This is a genomic window from Christensenella timonensis, from assembly GCF_900087015.1.
Classification (GTDB): Bacteria; Bacillota; Clostridia; order Christensenellales; family Christensenellaceae; genus Christensenella; species Christensenella timonensis.
Window position 1 is genome coordinate 1 of record NZ_FLKP01000001.1, and the last position, 20,877, is coordinate 20,877.

17 protein-coding genes, 2 tRNA genes and 2 rRNA genes are annotated in these 20,877 nt (G+C 52.7%); 2 read left to right on the top strand and 19 right to left on the bottom strand.

Translation table 11 applies throughout. The features are described 5' to 3' along the window. Window positions 1-82 precede the first annotated feature (82 nt). The 9 genes from BN6471_RS00005 to mnmA all read right to left on the bottom strand — a co-directional run bounded on the left by BN6471_RS00005 (window position 83) and on the right by mnmA (window position 9,705). Window positions 83-3,002 (bottom strand): 23S ribosomal RNA (locus tag BN6471_RS00005). A 165-nt stretch (window positions 3,003-3,167) separates the two neighbouring features. Continuing rightward, a tRNA-Ile gene (locus BN6471_RS00010) sits at window positions 3,168-3,244 on the bottom strand. Window positions 3,245-3,292: 48 nt separating this feature from the next. Beyond that, window positions 3,293-3,368 (bottom strand) — tRNA-Ala (locus BN6471_RS00015). A 137-nt stretch (window positions 3,369-3,505) separates the two neighbouring features. Continuing rightward, window positions 3,506-5,041, bottom strand: a 16S ribosomal RNA gene (locus tag BN6471_RS00020). The 16S and 23S rRNA genes sit together here with 2 tRNA genes alongside, the layout of an rRNA operon. A gap of 286 nt (window positions 5,042-5,327) precedes the next feature. Next, window positions 5,328-6,212: an SPL family radical SAM protein gene (locus BN6471_RS00025; protein ID WP_066644849.1), complete on the bottom strand. Its 885-nt coding sequence runs from the start codon at window positions 6,210-6,212 to the stop codon at window positions 5,328-5,330. A gap of 41 nt (window positions 6,213-6,253) precedes the next feature. Next, window positions 6,254-6,736, bottom strand: coding sequence for a GyrI-like domain-containing protein (locus BN6471_RS00030; RefSeq protein ID WP_066644286.1), 483 nt, complete (start codon window positions 6,734-6,736; stop codon window positions 6,254-6,256). A gap of 58 nt (window positions 6,737-6,794) precedes the next feature. Further along, window positions 6,795-7,697: a helix-turn-helix transcriptional regulator gene (locus tag BN6471_RS00035; RefSeq protein WP_066644288.1), complete on the bottom strand. Its 903-nt coding sequence runs from the start codon at window positions 7,695-7,697 to the stop codon at window positions 6,795-6,797. 6 nt (window positions 7,698-7,703) lie between these two features. Continuing rightward, window positions 7,704-8,531: a DNA-formamidopyrimidine glycosylase family protein gene (locus tag BN6471_RS00040; RefSeq protein WP_066644290.1), complete on the bottom strand. Its 828-nt coding sequence runs from the start codon at window positions 8,529-8,531 to the stop codon at window positions 7,704-7,706. Window positions 8,532-8,610: 79 nt separating this feature from the next. Then, window positions 8,611-9,705, bottom strand: a complete 1,095-nt coding sequence (gene mnmA, locus BN6471_RS00045; protein ID WP_066644291.1) for a tRNA 2-thiouridine(34) synthase MnmA — start codon at window positions 9,703-9,705, stop codon at window positions 8,611-8,613. A 75-nt stretch (window positions 9,706-9,780) separates the two neighbouring features. Here mnmA and BN6471_RS00050 point away from each other — a divergent pair, with 75 nt between their 5' ends. After that, window positions 9,781-10,740 (top strand): ComEC/Rec2 family competence protein, encoded by a 960-nt coding sequence (locus BN6471_RS00050; protein ID WP_066644293.1) that lies wholly within the window; start codon window positions 9,781-9,783, stop codon window positions 10,738-10,740. A gap of 24 nt (window positions 10,741-10,764) precedes the next feature. On the opposite strand, the gene BN6471_RS00055 is transcribed toward BN6471_RS00050, so the two are convergent. From BN6471_RS00055 to BN6471_RS12780, 7 genes are all read right to left on the bottom strand, one after another. Then, the gene (locus BN6471_RS00055; RefSeq protein WP_066644296.1) at window positions 10,765-11,703 is read right to left on the bottom strand and encodes a hypothetical protein; all 939 of its coding nucleotides are present in this window, start codon (window positions 11,701-11,703) and stop codon (window positions 10,765-10,767) included. Between the two features lie 130 nt (window positions 11,704-11,833). Next, window positions 11,834-12,586 carry an exodeoxyribonuclease III gene (locus tag BN6471_RS00060; protein ID WP_066644298.1) on the bottom strand — a complete coding sequence of 251 codons (753 nt, stop codon included), beginning with the start codon at window positions 12,584-12,586 and terminating at the stop codon, window positions 11,834-11,836. Further along, window positions 12,583-13,383: an ATP synthase subunit B family protein gene (locus BN6471_RS00065; RefSeq protein ID WP_147553953.1), complete on the bottom strand. Its 801-nt coding sequence runs from the start codon at window positions 13,381-13,383 to the stop codon at window positions 12,583-12,585. The genes BN6471_RS00060 and BN6471_RS00065 overlap by 4 nt, the downstream gene beginning before the upstream one ends. Window positions 13,384-13,522: 139 nt before the next feature. Then, window positions 13,523-14,395 (bottom strand): sortase domain-containing protein, encoded by an 873-nt coding sequence (locus tag BN6471_RS00070; RefSeq protein ID WP_066644303.1) that lies wholly within the window; start codon window positions 14,393-14,395, stop codon window positions 13,523-13,525. A 69-nt stretch (window positions 14,396-14,464) separates the two neighbouring features. Continuing rightward, the gene (locus BN6471_RS00075; protein ID WP_066644305.1) at window positions 14,465-15,223 is read right to left on the bottom strand and encodes a PT domain-containing protein; all 759 of its coding nucleotides are present in this window, start codon (window positions 15,221-15,223) and stop codon (window positions 14,465-14,467) included. 37 nt (window positions 15,224-15,260) lie between these two features. Next, on the bottom strand, window positions 15,261-17,615 hold the full coding sequence (locus BN6471_RS00080) for a hypothetical protein (RefSeq protein ID WP_066644308.1): 2,355 nt from the start codon (window positions 17,613-17,615) through the stop codon (window positions 15,261-15,263). Between the two features lie 35 nt (window positions 17,616-17,650). Then, a complete protein-coding gene (locus BN6471_RS12780; RefSeq protein WP_156511787.1) occupies window positions 17,651-17,812 on the bottom strand; it encodes a hypothetical protein in 162 nt (53 codons plus the stop codon). A gap of 200 nt (window positions 17,813-18,012) precedes the next feature. Between BN6471_RS12780 and BN6471_RS00085 the strand changes: the two genes are divergently transcribed. Continuing rightward, window positions 18,013-18,351: a helix-turn-helix domain-containing protein gene (locus BN6471_RS00085; protein ID WP_066644313.1), complete on the top strand. Its 339-nt coding sequence runs from the start codon at window positions 18,013-18,015 to the stop codon at window positions 18,349-18,351. A gap of 53 nt (window positions 18,352-18,404) precedes the next feature. On the opposite strand, the gene BN6471_RS00090 is transcribed toward BN6471_RS00085, so the two are convergent. The 3 genes from BN6471_RS00090 to BN6471_RS00100 are packed head-to-tail and all read right to left on the bottom strand — an operon-like array spanning window position 18,405 to window position 20,783. Next, entirely contained in the window at window positions 18,405-19,814 is a 1,410-nt protein-coding gene (locus BN6471_RS00090) for a glutamate synthase-related protein (protein WP_066644322.1), read from the bottom strand. Between the two features lie 31 nt (window positions 19,815-19,845). Then, on the bottom strand, window positions 19,846-20,388 hold the full coding sequence (gene rbr / locus BN6471_RS00095) for a rubrerythrin (protein ID WP_066644324.1): 543 nt from the start codon (window positions 20,386-20,388) through the stop codon (window positions 19,846-19,848). A 2-nt stretch (window positions 20,389-20,390) separates the two neighbouring features. After that, entirely contained in the window at window positions 20,391-20,783 is a 393-nt protein-coding gene (locus BN6471_RS00100) for a Fur family transcriptional regulator (protein WP_066644332.1), read from the bottom strand. Between the last annotated feature and the right edge of the window lie 94 nt (window positions 20,784-20,877).

Sequence of the window (20,877 nt, forward strand, 5' to 3'; positions counted from 1 at the left end):
GCACAAAAGCACACTCAAAACTGTATAGTAGAAAGACAAAGGAATGTCTTAAGAAATTTAGACTGTTGTAATCAACATAATGTTGATCAAGCCCTCGGCCTATTAGTACCGGTCAGCTTAATACATTACTGCACTTACACCTCCGGCCTATCAACCTTGTAGTCTACAAGGGGCCTTACTTCATAAAGAATGGGAAGTCTTATCTTGTGGGGGGCTTCACGCTTAGATGCCTTCAGCGTTTATCCCGTCCGTACGTAGCTACCCAGCCATGCTCTTGGCAGAACAACTGGTACACCATTGGTACGTCCATCCCGGTCCTCTCGTACTAAGGACAGCTCCACTCAAACTTCCTGCGCCCACGATGGATAGGGACCGAACTGTCTCACGACGTTCTGAACCCAGCTCGCGTGCCGCTTTAATTGGCGAACAGCCAAACCCTTGGGACCTGCTTCAGCCCCAGGATGCGACGAGCCGACATCGAGGTGCCAAACCTCCCCGTCGATGTGGACTCTTGGGGGAGATAAGCCTGTTATCCCCGAGGTAGCTTTTATCCGTTGAGCGACGGCAATTCCACTCTCATACCGCCGGATCACTAATCCCGACTTTCGTCCCTGCTCGAGGTGTCCCTCTCGCAGTCAAGCTCCCTTATGCATTTGCACTCTAATGAATGATTTCCGACCATTCTGAGGAAACCTTTGGGCGCCTCCGTTACTCTTTCGGAGGCGACCGCCCCAGTCAAACTGCCCACCTGGTACTGTCCAAAAGCCGGTTCACGGCCTTTTGTTAGAACCCTAGTATTGGAAGGGTGGTATCCCAACAGTGACTCCGCGCAAACTGGCGTCTGCGCTTCTTTGTCTCCCACCTATCCTGTACATCCAATACCAAAATCCAATGCCAAGTTGCAGTAAAGCTCTACGGGGTCTTTCCGTCCTATCGCGGGTAATGAGCATCTTCACTCATACTACAATTTCGCCGGGTACATTGTTGAGACAGTGCCCAAGTCGTTACGCCATTCGTGCGGGTCGGAACTTACCCGACAAGGAATTTCGCTACCTTAGGACCGTTATAGTTACGGCCGCCGTTCACTGGGGCTTAAGTTCCTTGCTTCGCTTGCGCTAACAATTCCCCTTAACCTTCCAGCACTGGGCAGGCGTCAGCCCGTATACTTCATCTCTCGATTTCGCACAGACCTGTGTTTTTGCTAAACAGTCGCTTGGGCCTATTCACTGCGACCTATTTTACTAGGCACTCCTTATCCCTAAGTTACGGAGTCATTTTGCCGAGTTCCTTAACAATGCTTCTCCCGATCGTCTTAGGATTCTCTCCTCGCCTACCTGTGTCGGTTTGCGGTACGGGTACCTACAAAACTCCCTAGCAGCTTTTCTCGCCAGTGTGGATTCACAGACTTCCATACTTGTTTTCTGTCCCCATCACACCTCAGCCTTTACGGAAACCGTACTTCACTAATTTCCAGCCCCAGTGCTTGGACGAGCTCTACCATCAGCTCGCTTCTGCTATCCTCCTGTGTCACTGCGTCGGTCAAACGCTTTGTCGGCAGTACAGGAATATCAACCTGTTGTCCATCGCCTACGACGATACTGTCCTCGGCTTAGGTCCCGACTTACCCTGGGCGGACGAGCCTTCCCCAGGAAACCTTAGGCTTTCGACGGTGAGGATTCTCACCTCACTCTCGCTACTCATGCCAGCATTCTCTCTCGATTAAAGTCCACTGCTCCTCTCGGTACAGCTTCTGCCCTTAATCGATGCTCCTCTACCGCGCACATTACTGTGCACCCATAACTTCGGTGGTAAGTTTTAGCCCCGGACATTTTCGGCGCACAATCACTCGACTAGTGAGCTGTTACGCACTCTTTAAATGAGTGGCTGCTTCTGAGCCAACATCCTAGTTGTCTCTGCAATTCCACATCCTTTTCCACTTAACTTACACTTTGGGACCTTAGTTGATGATCTGGGCTCTTTCCCTTTTGACAATGAAACTTATCTCACACTGTCTGACTCCCGAGTATGTAATATATGGTATTCGGAGTTTGATAAGATTCGGTAAGCCGTGAAGCCCCCTAGTCCATTCAGTGCTCTACCCCCATATATCTTCGCTCGAGGCTAGCCCTAAAGCTATTTCGAGGAGAACCAGCTATCTCCGAGCTCGATTGGAATTTCTCCGCTACCCACAAGTCATCCCCGCATTTTTCAACATACGTGTGGTTCGGTCCTCCACGGTGTTTTACCACCGCTTCAACCTGCTCATGGGTAGGTCGCCCGGTTTCGGGTCTACAGCATGCAACTTAACGCCCTATTAAGACTCGGTCTCCCTTCGGCTCCGCAACTCCAGTTGCTTAACCTTGCTACATACCGTAACTCGCTGGCCCGTTCTACAAAAAGTACGTGGTCACACTTTCTAATAGTGCTCCCACTGCTTGTAAGCACAAGGTTTCAGGTTCTCTTTCACTCCCCTCCCGGGGTGCTTTTCACCTTTCCCTCACGGTACTATTTCGCTATCGGTCATCAAGGAATATTTAGGCTTGGAAGGTGGTCCTCCCGGCTTCCCACGGGGTTTCTCGTGTCCCGTGGTACTCTGGTGCTGTCTGCGCTGACTCGTATTTCGGTGACGGGGCTGTTACCCTCTTTGGCGGCACTTTCCAATGCTCTTTACCTATATTCGTCAGATCGCGTGTGACAGTCCTCAACCCCGGATGTCCGAAGACTTCCGGTTTGGCCTCTTCCCATTTCGCTCGCCGCTACTTTGAGAATCACTTTTGTTTTCCTTTCCTCCGGCTACTTAGATGTTTCAGTTCACCGGGTTCCCCCCATATACCTATGGATTCAGTATATGGTAACGCAACGTTACTTGCGCTGAGTTCCCTCATTCGGATATCTGCGGATCAATGTTTGCTTGCAACTCCCCGCAGCTTTTCGCAGCTTGACACGTCCTTCTTCGGTTCTTGATGCCAAGGCATTCACCCTGTGCTCTTGTTAGCTTGATCTTTCGTCTACTTTCTTTCTCCTAAGACATTCTCAAAACGAAATTATTTCTCTTACCCTAATTTGAATTAGTTTTCGTGATTTTTTATCGCTTCTCTTTGTCTTCTTCTACTATCCAGTTTTCAATGTGCTTCTCTCATTTTGGAACAACGCTCTGCGTTGTCCTGTGGTGGGCTCAAGTGGACTCGAACCACCGACCTCACGCTTATCAGGCGTGTGCTCTAACCTGCTGAGCTATGAGCCCATACCTACAGTTAGCTGCCTTCGGTGTCCTCCGCTTTCTTCCCACTCTTGGTGGAGATGAGCGGAATCGAACCGCTGACCCCCTGCTTGCAAGGCAGGTGCTCTCCCAGCTGAGCTACACCCCCATTTTAAATCGCATATACTCCCGTATATGCTCTTCAAACGGCTTCTATGCAGTTTGCTGTTCTTTCCCTTTAAAAACATCAGTACCCGAAAAGAAAATGTCCTACTTCGCTTTGCCTCTTTGTTTCTTACACCCTAGAAAGGAGGTGATCCAGCCGCACCTTCCGATACGGCTACCTTGTTACGACTTCACCCCAGTCATTGATCTCACCTTCGACAGCTCTCTCCTTACGGTTAAGCCACTGGCTTCGGGTGCTCCCAACTTCCGTGGTGTGACGGGCGGTGTGTACAAGGCCCGGGAACGCATTCACCGCGACATGCTGATTCGCGATTACTAGCAACTCCGACTTCATGTGGGCGGGTTGCAGCCCACAATCCGAACTGGGACCGGCTTTTTGAGATTCGCTCACCCTTACGGGGTCGCTGCCCTTTGTACCGGCCATTGTAGCACGTGTGTAGCCCAAGACATAAGGGGCATGATGATTTGACGTCGTCCCCACCTTCCTCCGAGTTGTCCCCGGCGGTCTCACTAGAGTTCCCGACTTTACTCGCTGGCAACTAGCAATAAGGGTTGCGCTCGTTGCGGGACTTAACCCAACATCTCACGACACGAGCTGACGACAACCATGCACCACCTGTCTCTCTGCCCCGAAGGGAACATGTATCTCTACATGCGTCAGAGGATGTCAAGCCTTGGTAAGGTTCTTCGCGTTGCTTCGAATTAAACCACATGCTCCGCTGCTTGTGCGGGCCCCCGTCAATTCCTTTGAGTTTCAACCTTGCGATCGTACTCCCCAGGCGGGATACTTAATGCGTTAGCTTCGGCACGGAGGACTATCGCCCCCCACACCTAGTATCCATCGTTTACGGCGTGGACTACCAGGGTATCTAATCCTGTTTGCTCCCCACGCTTTCGTGCCTCAGTGTCAGTTACAGTCCAGAAAGTCGCCTTCGCCACTGGTGTTCCTCCTAATATCTACGCATTTCACCGCTACACTAGGAATTCCACTTCCCTCTCCTGTACTCAAGCCACACAGTTTCAAGTGCCGCCCCGGGGTTGAGCCCCGGTCTTTCACACCTGACTTACATGGCCACCTACGCACCCTTTACGCCCAGTAATTCCGGACAACGCTTGCTCCCTACGTATTACCGCGGCTGCTGGCACGTAGTTAGCCGGAGCTTCCTCCTATGGTACCGTCATTTGTTTCGTCCCATAGGACAAAGGTTTACAATCCGAAGACCTTCTTCCCTCACGCGGCGTTGCTGGGTCAGGCTTTCGCCCATTGCCCAATATTCCCCACTGCTGCCTCCCGTAGGAGTCTGGACCGTGTCTCAGTTCCAGTGTGGCCGATCACCCTCTCAGGTCGGCTACCCATCGTTGACTTGGTGGGCCGTTACCTCACCAACTATCTAATGGGACGCGAGCCCATCCTGCATCGAATAAATCCTTTTACCCCAGTTCCATGCGAAACCGTGGTCTCATGCGGTATTAGCAGTCGTTTCCAACTGTTGTCCCCCGTTGCAGGGCAGGTTGCTCACGCGTTACTCACCCGTCCGCCACTCGGTATACTCACAGTTCCTCCCGAAGGATTCACAAAGAGCAACCTCGTTCGACTTGCATGTGTTAAGCACGCCGCCAGCGTTCGTCCTGAGCCAGGATCAAACTCTTAATTAAAATTTTAAATGCATTCCTGCATTTTTTAACCAGATTGATCTAGGCTCCGCTTTTCAAGCATTTCCTTTTCGTTCTTGGTACTGTATGCTTTTTTCAAGGTTCGCCGCTTTTTTTGCGGCTTATTTATAATACCAAACTACCCTTCCCCTGTCAACACATTTCTTTTAATTTTTTGTGTATTTTTTATACACATTTTATCCACAAAAAAGGCGCTTTTTACAATGCGCCCCATATGGTGCTTTTGCTTTTTTCGGCCACTACATTTGGGGCCGTTTCCCCGTCCCCGTCAAAAGAACGTCATTTGCTCCATGGACGGTTCCTTTTTCTTGTAAGCCGCCACGATATCCTGCATCCTGTAAAGCAAATGGTATTTCCCGCACTCCTTTTGGAACAGCGCCCTCAATTGCCTTGACCGGGGCGACGCGCAGTAATAATTGCTTCGGTATACATTGCGGTATTTGAGCGCAAGCCCCGGAAAGTGCTCGTCGAGCTTCCGGTAATAATAGTCCCGCTGGTTTTGCCGCAGCGTCACGCCGAACATCGGAAAAATGAACCGCGCCCCATTCTCATGCGCCAGCCGCACCATCTTTTTGACGTTCTCCTCCGTGTCCGTGATATAAGGAAGCATGGGGGCCATAAGTACGCCTGTGAATATCCCCGCCGCTGAAAGCTCCCGGATCGCGCGGAAGCGCTCCGAAGGCGGGCACACATGCGGCTCGATGATTTTTGAAAGCGCATCGTCCGCCGTTGTAATCGTGATCTTGATATTGACCGAAGCCTTGTGCGCTATCCGTTGGATCAGGTCAATATCCCGCAGCACCAATGGGCTTTTGGTATCCAGCGCCACGCCGAACCCGAACCGCCCAAGCAACGCAAGCGCCCCACGCGTCGCCTGTACCTCTCTTTCAAAGGGGTTGTACGTATCGGACATCGCACCCACGCCCACCACGCCTTTTTTGCGTTTGGACGCAAGCTCCCGTTCCAAAATCGCGAGTGCGCCGCGCTTGAGGCGCACTCGGTCAAAATCGTCCACATGGTAACATTCGCTCCTGCTGTCGCAATAAATACAGCCGTGGCAGCACCCGCGGTACAGGTTCATATTATAATCGTTGCCAAACCACGAATCGTCCTTGGGTTTGGACAAAATCGTTTTCGCGGGTACAAGCTCCATGCTACAGTCCTTTTTCTTCCAGGAATTTGACGAACTTTTTTTCACTCATCATCTCGTTGGCCACAAAACGCACCGTCCTCGATCCCAATATAGATATGTATCTCGCCCGTGACCCCGTCGCTGCCGATATACTCCTCAAAGTCGCTTTTGTAGCTCCGCTTCAGCGGCAGGCTCCACACCGCGTTCCAGATCTCGCCGATTTCTTCTTGCAGGTTTCCCTTTGCCACAAACCTGGCGTACCTGCCCGCATGAATCTTCTTTACAGTGAACGCTGCCGGCTCGCCGCCATCCGTTTCACATCCTGCGATGTAAGCATACGGCTTTGTAAAGTCCCCTTCATAATCCGTATACAGTCCGATAAAGTTCGCATTGGCACGCGCGCGGATCAGTCCCGCCTTGCCCGACGCGAAAAAATCTTCCCACAGTGCGGACATATCCCTCATCGCTTTTCCGCCTGCATTTTCTGTGCGGATCAATATCCCGTCCACCATCTTCTCCCCTACATCGACAACCTCATATTCCATAACGTTTACTCCTTTGTTATATAATGTAGGGACAGCATACCATCTATAATATGACTTCTCATGTCATATTATAATAATTCCCGGCCATCTTTTTGATACGCTTGCCTATCTTTCGCTTCACGTGTTCCGGCCCTAACACCTGTGCATACTCGCCGAACGAAAGGATATAGCCGTACATCCATTCGTCCTCCGGTACGGTGAGCGTGACTTCAAACCCGGTCTTTGTCCTGCTGATATTTTCTTCGTCGAACTCGTCGTAAACGCGGTAGGTAAGCGCCTTGTCGATGTGCATCGTCACAGTGGTATACTGCGTTTCGTCATACGGCTTTTGGAGCTCCGGCAGCATGGACGCGTCGCGCGCAAAGCCCTCGCACGTCACGCGTACTTCCTTCATGCGCGACAGCTTGAAGATACGGTAATCCTCCCTATCCCGGCAAAACCCCTGTAGATACCACGCCTTTCCTTTGTAAAGCATGCGCAGCGGTTCTACTTTACGCTGTGTCTTTTTACCGTTTGCCCCAAAGTAAGAGAACGCGACCGCCCGCTTGTTCAGGATCGCCGTTTTCAGCAGGAGGAACTGATCCTTCCCTTCGCGTCCCCAGCCGGAAAAGTCCACCTCGATCCAGTCAAACGCTTTTTGGCGGAACAATCCGTTCATTTTGGAAAGGATCTCTTCCGTTTCCGGGTACTGCGCCGCCCGCAGGCTTTGCAACCCGATCAATATCTGGTCGCGTTCTTCCTGTGTCAGCAGGGATTTTTGCAGCACAAAGCCATCCATCAGCGATATGCCGCCGCCCTTGCCCTTGGCCATATAAACGGGGATACCCGCCAGGCTCAAAGCGTCGATATCGCGATAGATCGTACGCACGGAGACCTCAAATTTTTCAGCGAGCTCCCCTGCCGTCGTCTTTTGCTTGTTCAATAAAATATACAGGATCCCAAACAAACGGTTGTTTTGCATATTGCCTCACAGCTTCTGGCATGCCGGGCAATAATAGACGCTCCCACCGAGATAAGCTTCTTTTTTGACGACGCCGCCGCAACCCGGGCATACCATTTGCGTATTGTTCTTGCTCATCACGGTCTTGTACCCGCCCGCATTTCCGTATAGGTCCTTTTCCGTATCGCGGCCGCCTTTCCCCGCCATGTCCGCAAGGACATTTTTGACCGCCATATACAGCTCCGCCGTTTCCTGTCCGCCAAGGTCTGCAAGCTTGCGCTTTGGATGGAGCCTCGCCGTCCACAGGATATCCTGCAGCACGCCGTTCCCCAGCCCGGGGATACGCTGCTCCGTCGCCAAAAACGCCTTTAAAGAGGTCTTTTTCCTATCCACACTGTCAAGGAGCGAACGGAAGTAATCCACATCGAATTCGTCCGCAAGCGGCGAAACCTTCTCCCGCGCCGCCAGATAATACGGGTTGTCGCTCGTGCCGGCGGGAAACGCAGACATCGCGCCGTACATTTGCACGCTCATGCAAAGCGCGCTTCCATCCTCAAAGCGGATATACAACTGGTGCTTTTTGGGCTCCGGCTCGCCGGGCGCCAAAAGCTTAAACGTGATCCCATCGTTGAAATCCAGGCGGTAATCTTCCAGCCCGATCTCCACATGCCCGCCGTAGGCTTTCGTTTCCCCAACGGCTTTGCCGTGCAGCATCGCGTCATACGCGAGCGGGTCGCCGCAGAAAAACGCAAAGCGGTGCGGGCTTTTTAGCGCGGCCACCTTTTCGATACGCTTCCCCTTGAGTTCCTTTGTCATTTGTTTTGCCAGTGTGGCGCTTTCGGGTAATTCGATCATATCCGTATTCCTCCTGCCGGTTTTTCTTTCTATTGTATAAAGATAACCTGACACGCACTGTCATATTCGCTTTCATTCATTAAAATATGATCTCGTCAATCACGCCGCCGCCCAGGCAGACGTCTCCGTCGTAAAGCACGCAGTATTGTCCGGGCGTCACCGCCCTCTGTTTTTCCTCAAAGGTTACGCGGTATACGCCGTCGCCGAGCTTTTCGGCGTGCGCCTGCTGGTCGCTTTGGCGGTAGCGCACCTTTGCAGCGCATTCAAAGCCTTTTTTATCTTCCCCCCCTGAGATAAAGCTCATGCCGCTCATCACAAGGGCGCGTGAATAAAGCAGCTCCGACTCCGCCCCCTGGCAGACAACGAGCACATTGTTTTCCATGTCCTTATCGACTACGAACCAACGCTCGCCCGTACCGTCCTTGCTCCCGCCGATGTCAAGCCCCCGGCGCTGCCCAAGCGTATAGTACATGAGCCCGTCGTGCCTGCCCACCACCTTGCCGTCAAGCGTTTTCATATCGCCCGGGTTCGCCGGGAGGTACGTTTGCAAAAATTCCTTGAATTTGCGCTCGCCGATAAAACATATCCCCGTGGAGTCTTTCTTTTTCGCAACCGTAAGCCCTGCCTCTTCCGCTATTTTCCGCACGTCCGCTTTCTGCATATCCCCGATGGGAAACAGCGCCCGCTCTAACTGGCCCTGGCTTAACATACACAAAAAATAGCTCTGGTCTTTGCCCGCATCCAGGCCCTTTTTCAGGTAGGTCACCCCGCCTTCCCGCGCAAGCCGTGCATAATGCCCTGTCGCAAGGTAATCCGCCCCCGCTTTTTTCGCGAAATCCATAAATGCCGCGAACTTGATCTCCTTGTTGCACAGCACATCCGGGTTGGGCGTACGCCCACGCCTGTATTCTTCCAGAAAATATTGGAATACGCGCTCCCAGTATTCATTTTCAAAATTCACCGTATAATACGGTATCCCGATCTTCTCGCATACGCTGCGCACATCGTCGTAATCTTCTTCCGCCGGGCACGCCGTGTCCTGCTCGCTGTCGTCCCAGTTTTTCATGAATACGCCGACCACATCGTAGCCCTGCTCTTTTAAAAGCAATGCCGATACGGCTGAATCCACCCCGCCGGACATCCCGACGATCACGCGCTTTTTTTCCTGTGCCATAAATCCACTTCTCCCATATGGTCTTCTTCTTTTTATTATAGTATAATCTTTCCTAGAATGATATAAGGAGTCCCTATGGCGAGAAGAAAAAGAAAATCAACGGCAGCCAATCTGGTCATTGCGCTCATATGCCTGCTGATCCTTGTTTTGTTCCTGGTATTCGGATCGCACGGCACTTTTTTAAGCAATTTAGGCGACGTCTGGAACAATACGGTCAACTATGGCACGGCGGAACAAAACGTTGCCGCGCTCGTCACGCTCGAAAAGGAGCAGACCGACTTGCTCCTTTACGTGATCGATACGGGCAATTCCGACAGCATGGTGCTGCGTACGCCGGACGGCCACGCCATTTTGGTGGATGCCGCCGACAACGACGATAGGCAGCGCATTCTCGATACGCTAAAAGCGCTCGGCATCGAAAAGCTCGACGCGGCGGTGGCGACGCACCCGGACGCGGATCACATCGGCTCTATGGACGACGTGCTCCTGAATATCCCGGTCGCTACTTTTTACCGTACTTCCAAGACCGCAAAAACCAAGACCTATGATAATATGGTTGATGCCGCGGAGCAAAAACAGATCCCCGTTACCTATGTGACAGCGGGCGATACCTTTTCCATTGGCGGCCTTTCGCTTAAGGTCTTGAACCCGCAGGATAAAAAATATGACGATACCAACAATTCCAGTATTGTCTTACTTGTGGAATATGGGGAAACCTCCTTCCTGCTTTCCGGCGACGCGGAGGAAGAAGCCATCGCCGACATGCTCGGTGAGTTTGCCCCGGATATGGATATCGACGTTTTGAAAATCGGGCACCACGGCTCGCACAACGCTACGACGGAGGAACTGCTCGACGCGACCACGCCTAATCTCGCCATCATCACCTGCGGCGAGGATAACGACTACGGCCATCCCCACAAAGAGACCCTCGACCTCTTAGGCGAAGATAACATCACGACGCTGCGCACCGATGAAAAGGGCGATATCGCCATCTTCTCCGACGGAACGGATATTACATACAAAACGGCGGCATGATTGCCGCCGTTTTTTTGATATCCTTCATGCTGCCATCACATCAACGATCACATATTTCCAGTCGATCCCGTAAGCCTTTGCGACCGCGTCGCGGATTGCGTCCCTTACCGCGTCTATGCTTTGTCCGCTGCTGCCATCCGCCCTCAACCCATCCATGATGATCTGATCCGTCTTATCAACATCGAACAAATCCAGGTCGGTCGCTTCATTTTGCTGATAGTCGATACATACCCGCACCGCATAGGGAGAGGTGTCCATATAACAGCGCGAGCTGATAGAGAGCGTATCCTCTTTGCTAAAACAAAACACATAATCCGCACATTCCACAAACACATCCTGGTTGCGGTACTTCACGCGCAATTCATTTTCCAGCCTGGTAAACGCTTTCCGGTCAAGCCCTTTGACACTCTTATCTTCGCGCACATAGCCGTAGCCCATTTCTCGCGCGCCTTGTTCTGCGTTTTCGATCACGTCGATGTGCGCAAGCGTTTTAAAATCCTCCTTGTCCGTTTCATACGCGCCGATCAGGTTCCCCGTCCGGTCACGCGCGACGATCACAAAGGCGCCGATATCCGCGTACGCGGAATTCGTTATGGTATTGTGCTCCCTGTCGTACATCCCGGCAAGCGGTTTCCCATTATACCAGTACTCGCCGTTCACTTCGTCATAGGTGATGCCCACCGATTCGTATTGCTTCATGCCGTCGTCCGGTTCCATGATATTGCCGATTTCTTCCAGCGCATATTCCGCCGCCGACATCCCCCTGTCCACAGCCTCTTCCGCCGCGTCGCCCACGGCTTCCCCCACTGTCACCGACTTGGTGTGCGCCCGCTCACCGACCTGCGTGATACTCCTGATCATTTCCCCTGCCCTGCTGTAAAAGGGCGCGCAACTGCACAGCACCCCGATCATGATCGAGATCGCCGCGACACACGCTACGATTTTGCCAGGTACCTTTTTCATATCTATCATCCTCCCGCACTTCGTTGCCTTCATTATAGTACGGGAAGAAAAAAAGTGTTTTACAGCCTGATAAACACTTTCTTAAGAGTCTATGAAGAAAAAAAGAAGCTTTCACGCTTCTTTTCCTGTTTTACTTCAGTTCCAGCACCACCGGGCAATGGTCGCTTCCCAGTATGTCCGCGCAGATATCCGCATCCGCGATCCTGTCCTTCATATCTTCCGACACGAGGAAGTAATCGATGCGCCACCCTGCGTTGTTCGCCCGCGCGGAAAAGCGGTAAGACCACCAGCTGTAGCGGCCTGTTTCGCCGGGATGCAGGTAGCGGAACGAATCGACAAAGCCTGCGTTGAGCAATTCCGTCATCTTCCCGCGCTCCTGCGGCGTGAAGCCCGCGTTTTTCACGTTCGTTTTCGGGTTTTTCAGGTCGATCTCCGTATGGGCGACGTTTAAGTCCCCGCACACCACCACGCCCTTTTTTTCTTTCAGGGACAGGAGGTAGGCGCGGAAATCGTCCTCCCATTTGAGGCGGTATTCCAGCCGTTTTAAGCCCTCCCCCGAGTTCGGCGTATAAACATCCACCAAATAAAAATCTTCAAACTCCAGCGTGATCACGCGCCCCTCGTGGCTGTGTTCCTCCACGTCAAAATCGCAGCTTACGGAAAGCGGCTTTATTTTACTGAATACAGCCGTACCGGAATAGCCCTTTTTATCCGCGCTGTTCCAATATTCGTCATATCCTTTCAGGTCGAATTCCGCCTGCTCCCTGTGCATTTTTGTTTCCTGTACACAAAATACGTCCGCGCCGCTTGTATGCAGGTATTCAAAAAAGCCTTTTCCCGCGGCTGCCCGCAGGCCGTTTACGTTCCATGAGACCAGTTTCATGCTTCCTCCGCCTTGTGGTGCCTGGCGACCTTCGCCGCTTCTTCCGCTGTAATGCGCGCGCGCCGCGCCTCCGCTTCCAGTTTCAGGTATTCCTTCTTTGCCTGTACCATACGCTTTTCAAGCTTGTCCGCAGCCTCCTGTGCTTCGTACACATCCTTTTCCTTCAAAGACTGCACCGGGTCGAAGGCGTCCTCCTTATACAGCCACGTAAGCACACAGAACAAAAAGATGGATGCAATGATGATGCCGGACATTTCCGTGATGCTGCGCGTACCAAAGACCGCCATCAGCGCAATGAGCATCGCCCAGATGATGAGCACAAATATCAGCGCCTTTTTAAATAATATCGAATAATGGTTGCGCAATGTGAGCGTGAACAGCATCAGCGTGACGGCAAGCGAAACGGACGATATCTGTGCGAACAGGTTGTGCAGCTCCGCAAATCCCGGAAGCGTTTCCGGCAGGAAGGGGAAGATGTTTCCCACGATCAGCACCACGGTCGCAAAGGTCACAAATCCGCGGATCTTGGAATGCGTGTTCTTGGTGAGCATCAACAGATACCCCATGAAGCTTGCAAAATAGCCGCAGAAAATGAGCGTCCAGACCACAAATAACAGGTGCATGGAAACACTCGTATTGCCCATGGCAGACATGGATACCGTAAGGATATTATCCTGCGTCCCCATGTAGAGCGTAAAGACCGGGATCAGCCCCAGCGACAATATCCCGTAGATGATCATTCCCCCGACGAGCCTTCTCCTGTAATTGGACATTCCTTTGATATTGATAAAAACCACCCTCTCCCGTCATGACTGGGCTGCCGCCCCGATGTTCCTTCTTTTAAGATAGCATAGCCTGCGTCCGTTGACAATCGTATTTTCGCGAAAAAAGCCGGGAAACGGATATTCCCGTATCCCGGCCCTCAGTATCGCTTTTTTATCTGTTTGTATCTTTGATTTTGCGTGCCACAACGGCGATCCTTCCGTTTTCCGTGGAATATTCGCAGGTGGAAAGCGTAATCAGCTCGTCGCCGTATACGGGCGCGATCCCCGTATCATAAAGCTCCAGCTTTTTGATGTTTTCCACATATTCGTCAAACTGCTGCCTTGTTGCCGCATCGTAAAACCGGTAGAACTTGAACACGTCCGTATCGCTTTTCTTATACACCTGAGACAGGAATACGCATACGACCTCATATTCCCCCTCCTCGTAAAGCGTATCGAAGCGTATGGCCTTATGCTCCTGATAAAACGCCTCGTCCTTATAACCGAGCAGCGCGTGGAACATCGACCCGTTCTTCATGTTGTGCCCGTGCAGGAGCAGGTTTGTGCTCCGCGGTTCCAGCGAACAGTTTTTGTCGATAAACAGGCATCCTTCCTTGCTTGGATCCTCTTCCCTTTCAAAATTCCGGTACAGGTAATATTCCCCGTCCTCCGGCGTATACATCACCGGATAATCGATCGCCGTTCCATCGATCTTCAGCCACCCCGCGATATCCGGGTTCTGCGCATAAAGCCCTGCCATTTCGCTTAGCATTTGTTTTTCGCTGGGCGCAGGCGTTTGGGCAGGCAGGACGCTCGCGGTAGGCGTGGGGACGGGCGCTTCCCCTGCGATGGGCGACGGCGGGAGCGGTTTTGGCTGTGTTGCCAGCGGGATGATGACCGCCAGGCAGGCGGCGGCCGCGCATACGGCGACCAGCCATTTCCAGCGCTTGAGAAATGCCGCTATCCCGCCGTACCCGCTTTCTTGCCTCCGCGCGGGTTCCTCGCCGATCTTCCGTTTATACTGCTTTTCTTCCTTTTTGTCCATTTTCTTTCTCCGCAAAAGCAAGCAAGGCGGGGAACCCCCGCCCTGCGCTTCTATGTTTTTTTGAATGCCTTACTTTGAAAACACCTTCTTGCCCGCCGCAAAAACGAGTACCCCCGCCGCGGCGATACCGATCGCGGCAAACGGCCATACAGGGATAGATGTGTCGCCTGTCTTGGGCACGTCGTCAAGGTCGTCCGCGTTTGCCGATGCGGAAGCGGACGGCTGTACCGCCGGGTCGCTTGTCGGCTCCTCCGTCGGCTGCGTGGTCGGCTCTTCTGTCGGCTGCGCGGTCGGTTCTCCTGTCGGCTGGTCCGACGGGCCCGGTTCTGCCGTTACCGTACCTGTTACGGACGGGGAACCGCCCGTGTAGGCAGCCGGTGTTGCAGTCCCGCCTACACGACCGCCGCCATGCACGCTGGAGATGCCAAAGCTTACTGTTTCACCTGCTTTTGCAGTGACCTTCGCCGTATATACGACCGTCACGCTCTGCCCCGCAGCGACCACATTGGAATCGTTTGCCAATACGATGTTGCTTGCATCGCAGACGTTGACATAAAAGCTCTGTCCGGAAGTCACTCTCGCGGTGCCCTGTACCGAAAGCCCGCTTGTGTTGACGGCTGCGTCGAACGCACCCATCCCCTCCCCGGAATTCACTGTGAACGTGACCTGATAGGTCACTGTTTCTCCTTGCTTGACCGATTTGGGGCCGTCTACGCTTGCCGTAAAGGACGGCGCGTCAGCCGCAAATGCCACCGGGCAGATGCCCATTACCATGACGGCTGCCAAAACGAACGCGACCGTCATCCATACTTTCCTTGTTTTTTTCATGTTGTGTCCTCCAAATAATCTCATTTACCAACATTTTTCAATGGTTGTTTGCTTTTACCAGCATCACAACGTCCATCAGGTCTGCCGAGGTGATCGTATCGTCCGCGCTGCCCGTTGTGTTTGCCGCTTTCAAAAATGCGCCTGTGAGCGTGCTTGTCCCTTTGATGTGCCCGATGATATCCATCATATCTGTGGAATCCACCACGCCGCGGCCTGTTACATCGCCTTTAACGACGACTACGACTTCCTGGAACACGCCGTCGCCGTTTTTAAGCTGGATCACGCAGCCAGTCCCGACCGTATCCGCCGCGCCCAGTTCTTCGCCGTCCGCGTTCGCAACGATGATCGCGCCGCCCGGGTTGTCGAACAGTTTTGCCACATCCCCCGCTTTGATTGCACCGGCTGTTGTGCCGTCCCCGATGCCGCCGCCTGTCAGGTATTGTTCGCCTGTGCTTGCGTCAGGTTCTGAAATCTCCACTTCCTTGCCCGGGTCTGCAGGCTTTGGCTTTAGCTCGCTCCCGCCGTAAGTCGCGCTCATCGGATCCAGCGCCAGTTTTTCGCCGCTGCCGTCCTGTGCCGTGACCGTCACCTTGTATTCCCCCTGCTGGCCCGCTTTCGCGATCCCCAGGAAATCGTCGTGGCCGTCAAACACCTGTGCGCCCATTGCCGCATTGAACGTAAAGTTGATCGTTTCCCTCGAAGCATCCGTCCACGCTTTGCTCTGCGTCAGGTCGAACGTACGCTCAAACGTAGCCGTACCTGCCGAATAGGTGTTGCCGGCAGGAAGCTGTCCGCCTTTATCTACGGTGCCCGCTGCAATTTTATCGTTTTCTACCTTCACCGTATATTTGAAATTCTCCGGATCCTTGATCTCGCTCTTGTAGATCACAAACGAGGTCTCTACCCACGGCAGGTCATGGTTGTCCGGGTCGAATTCTTCCGTATAATTGCTCTCATCCACAAAGTACAGTTTCTGTCCGCCGACCAGCGGATTTTTAACTGGCGGTGCCGCCAGCTGCAGATCGTCCGTATTGAGCGTATACGTCGTATCGTTTACTTTCACGGAAACCGTTTTATGGACATCCTTGTCGTTCCCCATGAATACGATGGCCGTCATGTCGCTTTTGTCGATCGCAACAGGGTCGCCCGTCCCCCAGAACGTGATGTCGTCTTCTGCTTTTACACCGCTCAAGGTAAAGGCGAGGTAATAACCGTTCTGTTCGTCCTGGTTGGAGCTAAAGCCCGTGTAATCGCTCACATAGCTTAACCTGCCCGTCACATTGAACTGTTCCGGCTTGGTTTCATCCTTGGTAAAAACAACATCCGCCATCAGTTCAGCTGCATCGATCCCGAGCATGTCCCCCGTCGCTGCCGCAATGGACATTTCTTCCGGCTTGGGCGCTTCATAGGTTGCGCTCACCGGTTCGAGCGCCAGCGTTTCGCCATCCGCGCCGTCCGTCGCAGTGACGGTCACTTTATATGCGCCCTCCTGCTTTCCATCCGCGATCCCTAAAAAATCGTCGTGGCCGTCAAACACCTGCCCGCCGATCGCGAAATTGCGCTTGAAGGTAAACTCGCCTGTCGCTTCCGCCCAGCCCGCACGCTGCGTCAGGTCAACCGTGCGTGTAAACGTCGCCGAACCGTCTGCATAAGCATTGCCCTCCGGCAGCGCATTGTCCTTGTCCAGCGTATCCCTCGAGATATTCTCATTTTCGATTTTGACTTCGATCTTGAACGCCGCCGGGTTCTTGACCGCAGCCTTGTTGATGTTGAACGTTGTCTCCAGCCACGGCAGGTCGTTGTGGTCGGGGTCGAACACGCCGCCGTCCTCACCCAGCTGTGCGTAGTTGCTTTCGTCGACAAAATATACCTTCTGGCCCGTGATCAACGGATCCGCCGTTTCCTGCGGCTCCAAAGTCACTGCCGACGTGTCGAGCGTATACGTCGTATCGTTTACTTTCACGGAAACCGTTTTATGGACATCCTTGTCCTTCCCCATGAATACGATGCCCGTCATGTCGCTTTTGTCGAGCGCAACAGGGTCGCCCGTCCCCCAGAACGTGATGTCGTCTTCCTGTTTTGCGCCGCTTAAGGTAAAAGCAAGGTAATAGCCGTTTTGTTCCGCCGGATTGGAACTGAAGCCCGTATAGTTGCTGGTGTAGCGCAGTGTTCCCGTTACATCAAACTGTGCGGGGTTTTCTCCGTTAACGGCAAAATCCACCCCCGACATCAATGCGGAAGCATCCACGCCGAGCATGTCTCCTGCCGCCGCCGCAAAAGAGATTGCGGCCGGCTCGCCCTCCATCCCGGCTTCCTGTGCCATTGCCACTGCAGGCAGCATCGTAACGACCAGAAGCGCCGCAACCAGCAAAGCAATCAATTTCTTTTTCATTTTCTCTCCTCCTCATAAACTTTTGTATCGTGATTTTAATGACAAAATGAACTCTTATTGGAACGTTCCTTATTTTTGGCCTGTTTTTCGCAGTTCTGTGCCAACTTTGCATACGAAAGCAATTTTAATTTGTTTGTGATATTGAGCCGGCGGTAGATTTTCATCATTTCCTTTAAAAAATCTCCCCTGCCATCCATGCCCTTCCCCCTTTATCAAACTGGACTTTACCCCCTCATTTTATCACAAATTAATTAAAAGTCAAACCATTTTAATTCGTTTGTGGTTATTCGTGAAATTTCATATTTATCCGTCACAATCGTGGCAAAGTGTTTTTGATTTGTTTCCAATTAAAATTTGTGATAGTATTTAATTACACAGACTGGAAAGGGTTATCAGTGTGTATAAAAGAATCAAGGAAATCCGTCGGGCCCTTGGCCTGAACCAAATTGAATTTGCGGCGCGGCTTGGTTTGAGCCAGTCCACCCTTGCGATGATCGAGGTCGGACGGCGCAGCTTCAGCGACAAACACATCAAACTGATTTGTTCCGAATTCCACGTAAACGAAGAATGGCTGCGCGGCGGCCCGGGCGAAATGTTTGTTACGACTTGCTATGACCGTGAATTTATAGACGTCTTTGAACAGCTCCTGCCGGAAACGCAGGAGCTGCTCGTCACGATTGCTAAAGAATTGCTGGAAACGCAGGAGAGGCTGCTCAAAAGCCATCATGCCGACTGACGCAAAAAAGCCTGCGCCACATAAGTGGCGCAGGCTTTTTCTTAGTGACGGACCTATACGTGCCTGATATCCGTATGCTCCGATATCTCCGTGCTCAGCGTTTCGATATCGTCCGTGCCCAGTGCATGGATGTCGCAATAGCCCATACACCGCGCAAAACTGCGCAATTCTTCCGCCGAGGTATTCAAATAGTTTGCAACGCGCTGCGCGCCCTTATCGACCACCAGCCGCTTGCGCAGCTCCGGGTCGTGCGTGGCGATGCCCATCGGGCAATTTCCTTTGTGGCATACGCGGTACCTCTGGCAGCCCAGCGCAATGAGCGCGCCCGACGCAACTGCCACGGCGTCCGCCCCCATGGCGATCGCCTTCACGAAATCCCTGCTTGTCCGCAGCCCGCCCGTAATCACGAGGTCGATATCGACGCCGCTCTCGCGCAGGAATTTCTTGGCGCGGTAAAGCGCGTATACCGTCGGGACGCTGCTCGCATCCTTCAAAAACTTCGGCGAGCTTCCCGTGGCGCCGCCGCGCCCATCCACCGTCACAAAATCCGGCTTTGACGGGAGCAGGAAAGCAAGGTCTTTTTCGATGTGCCCCGCGGCGATCTTAACGCCGACCGGCCGTCCTTCGCTCCGTTCGCGCAGCTCGTGCACCAGCTCCTTTAAGTCGTCCGGCGTATTGATGCATGTAAAACGGGAAGGGCTCAGGATATCCTCGCCCACCGGCTTATTGCGTATCTTTGCGATCTCCGGCCCGACCTTTTCCCCGGGCAGGTGTCCGCCCATGCCGGGCTTTGTCCCCTGGCCGATCTTGATTTCGATCGCGTCGGCTTTTTTCAGGTTTTCGTCCGTGACGCTGTATAGATTGGGCACATATTCAAAGATATAGCGGTATGCTTCCTTCCGCTCCTCCGGCAATATCCCGCCTTCGCCGCTGCAGATCGCCGTTTTTGCCATCGCGCTGCCTTTGGAAAGCGCGATCTTCGTTTCCTTGGAAAGCGCGCCAAAGCTCATGTGCGAAACATAAACGGGGCTTTCCAGCTCCATCGGTTTTTTCGCGTGCTTGCCGATGACCGTTTTTAAACTGACCGGTTCGTCCTCCAAAAGCGGCGGACGCGAAAGCTGTGCGCCCAATACCACGATCTCTTCAAAGCCCGGTACCGTCATCTGCGTATTCATCGGCTCCGTTACCGACTTTCCCGTTTCCGCAAGGGTATGGATCTCGTCAAGCAGCCCGCCGTCGTGGTGCACCAGCTCCTCCGGCCAGGCGAGCGGGTTTGCTTCCTTCCGGGAAACCGGCGCTTGTTTTACCGCCTGTCTGTCCTGCGGCGTTTCCTCCCCCTTGTACATGGATTTCGGCCCCATACAGACCGGACACTCCCAATCGTCCGGAAGGTCTGCGAACAATACGCCTTCCGCTTCCTCGTCGTAGGTATTGCCGCACAGCGCGCATACATACTGCGCCATTTTCCCTCACCCCGCTTTCCCTAAAATGCGATCAATAATTTTCCGCTTTGATCTGGAAATATGCCTGCGGATGTGCACATACCGGGCAGATCTGCGGCGCTTTTTTCCCAATCACAACATGTCCGCAGTTCGCGCACTGCCAGATCATATCCCCGTCGCGCGAGAACACAACGCCGTTTTCCACGTTCTCCAAAAGCTTGCGGTATCTTTCTTCATGCTTTTTCTCGATCTTCCCAACCAGTTCAAAGAGGAACGCGATCTTGTCAAAGCCTTCTTCCTTCGCTTCCTTGGCAAACGAATCGTACATATCCGTCCATTCGTAATTTTCACCGTCTGCCGCGTCCTTTAAGTTTGTGATGGTATCCGGGATATCGTCCTCATGCAGGAGCTTGAACCAAATCTTCGCGTGCTCTTTTTCATTGAACGCCGTTTCTTCAAAAATATCCGCGATCTGGTTATAGCCTTCTTTCCTTGCCTTGGACGCATAATAAGTGTACTTGTTCCTCGCCTGCGATTCCCCCGCAAAAGCCGCCTGTAAGTTTTTTTCTGTTTTCGTTCCTTTTAAATCTGCCATTTTTACATACCTCTTTTCTTTATTTTGCAATCGGGGCAAACCCCGACAAATACAATCTCATGACTGTCGATCTCAAACCCGTGCTTATCCGCGACCTCGTTTTCCAGCCCTTCAAAGTACGGCATGTCCACATCGTACACCCTGCCGCATTCCTTGCAGCGGATATGGTAATGCTTCTCAAGCGTTTTATCGAAACGGTCCGCCCCATCCGGTATTTTTACGCGCGTAATCATACCGCCCTGCGCCATGTTCGACAGGTTACGGTATACCGTTGCTTTACTGATCGCCGGATGGATTTTGGCGACTGCGCCGTATACCTCGTCCGCCGTCGGATGGTGCAGCTTTTGCACCTGTTCCATAATGATGTTTTTTTGGACTGTGTTTCTCGTTTCCATATTCAAATCCTTATCAATATTAATTACTAATAAGGATTATATATCAATATTTTTTTAATGTCAAGCAATTTGATAAAAAAAAGCCCCCGTAAAA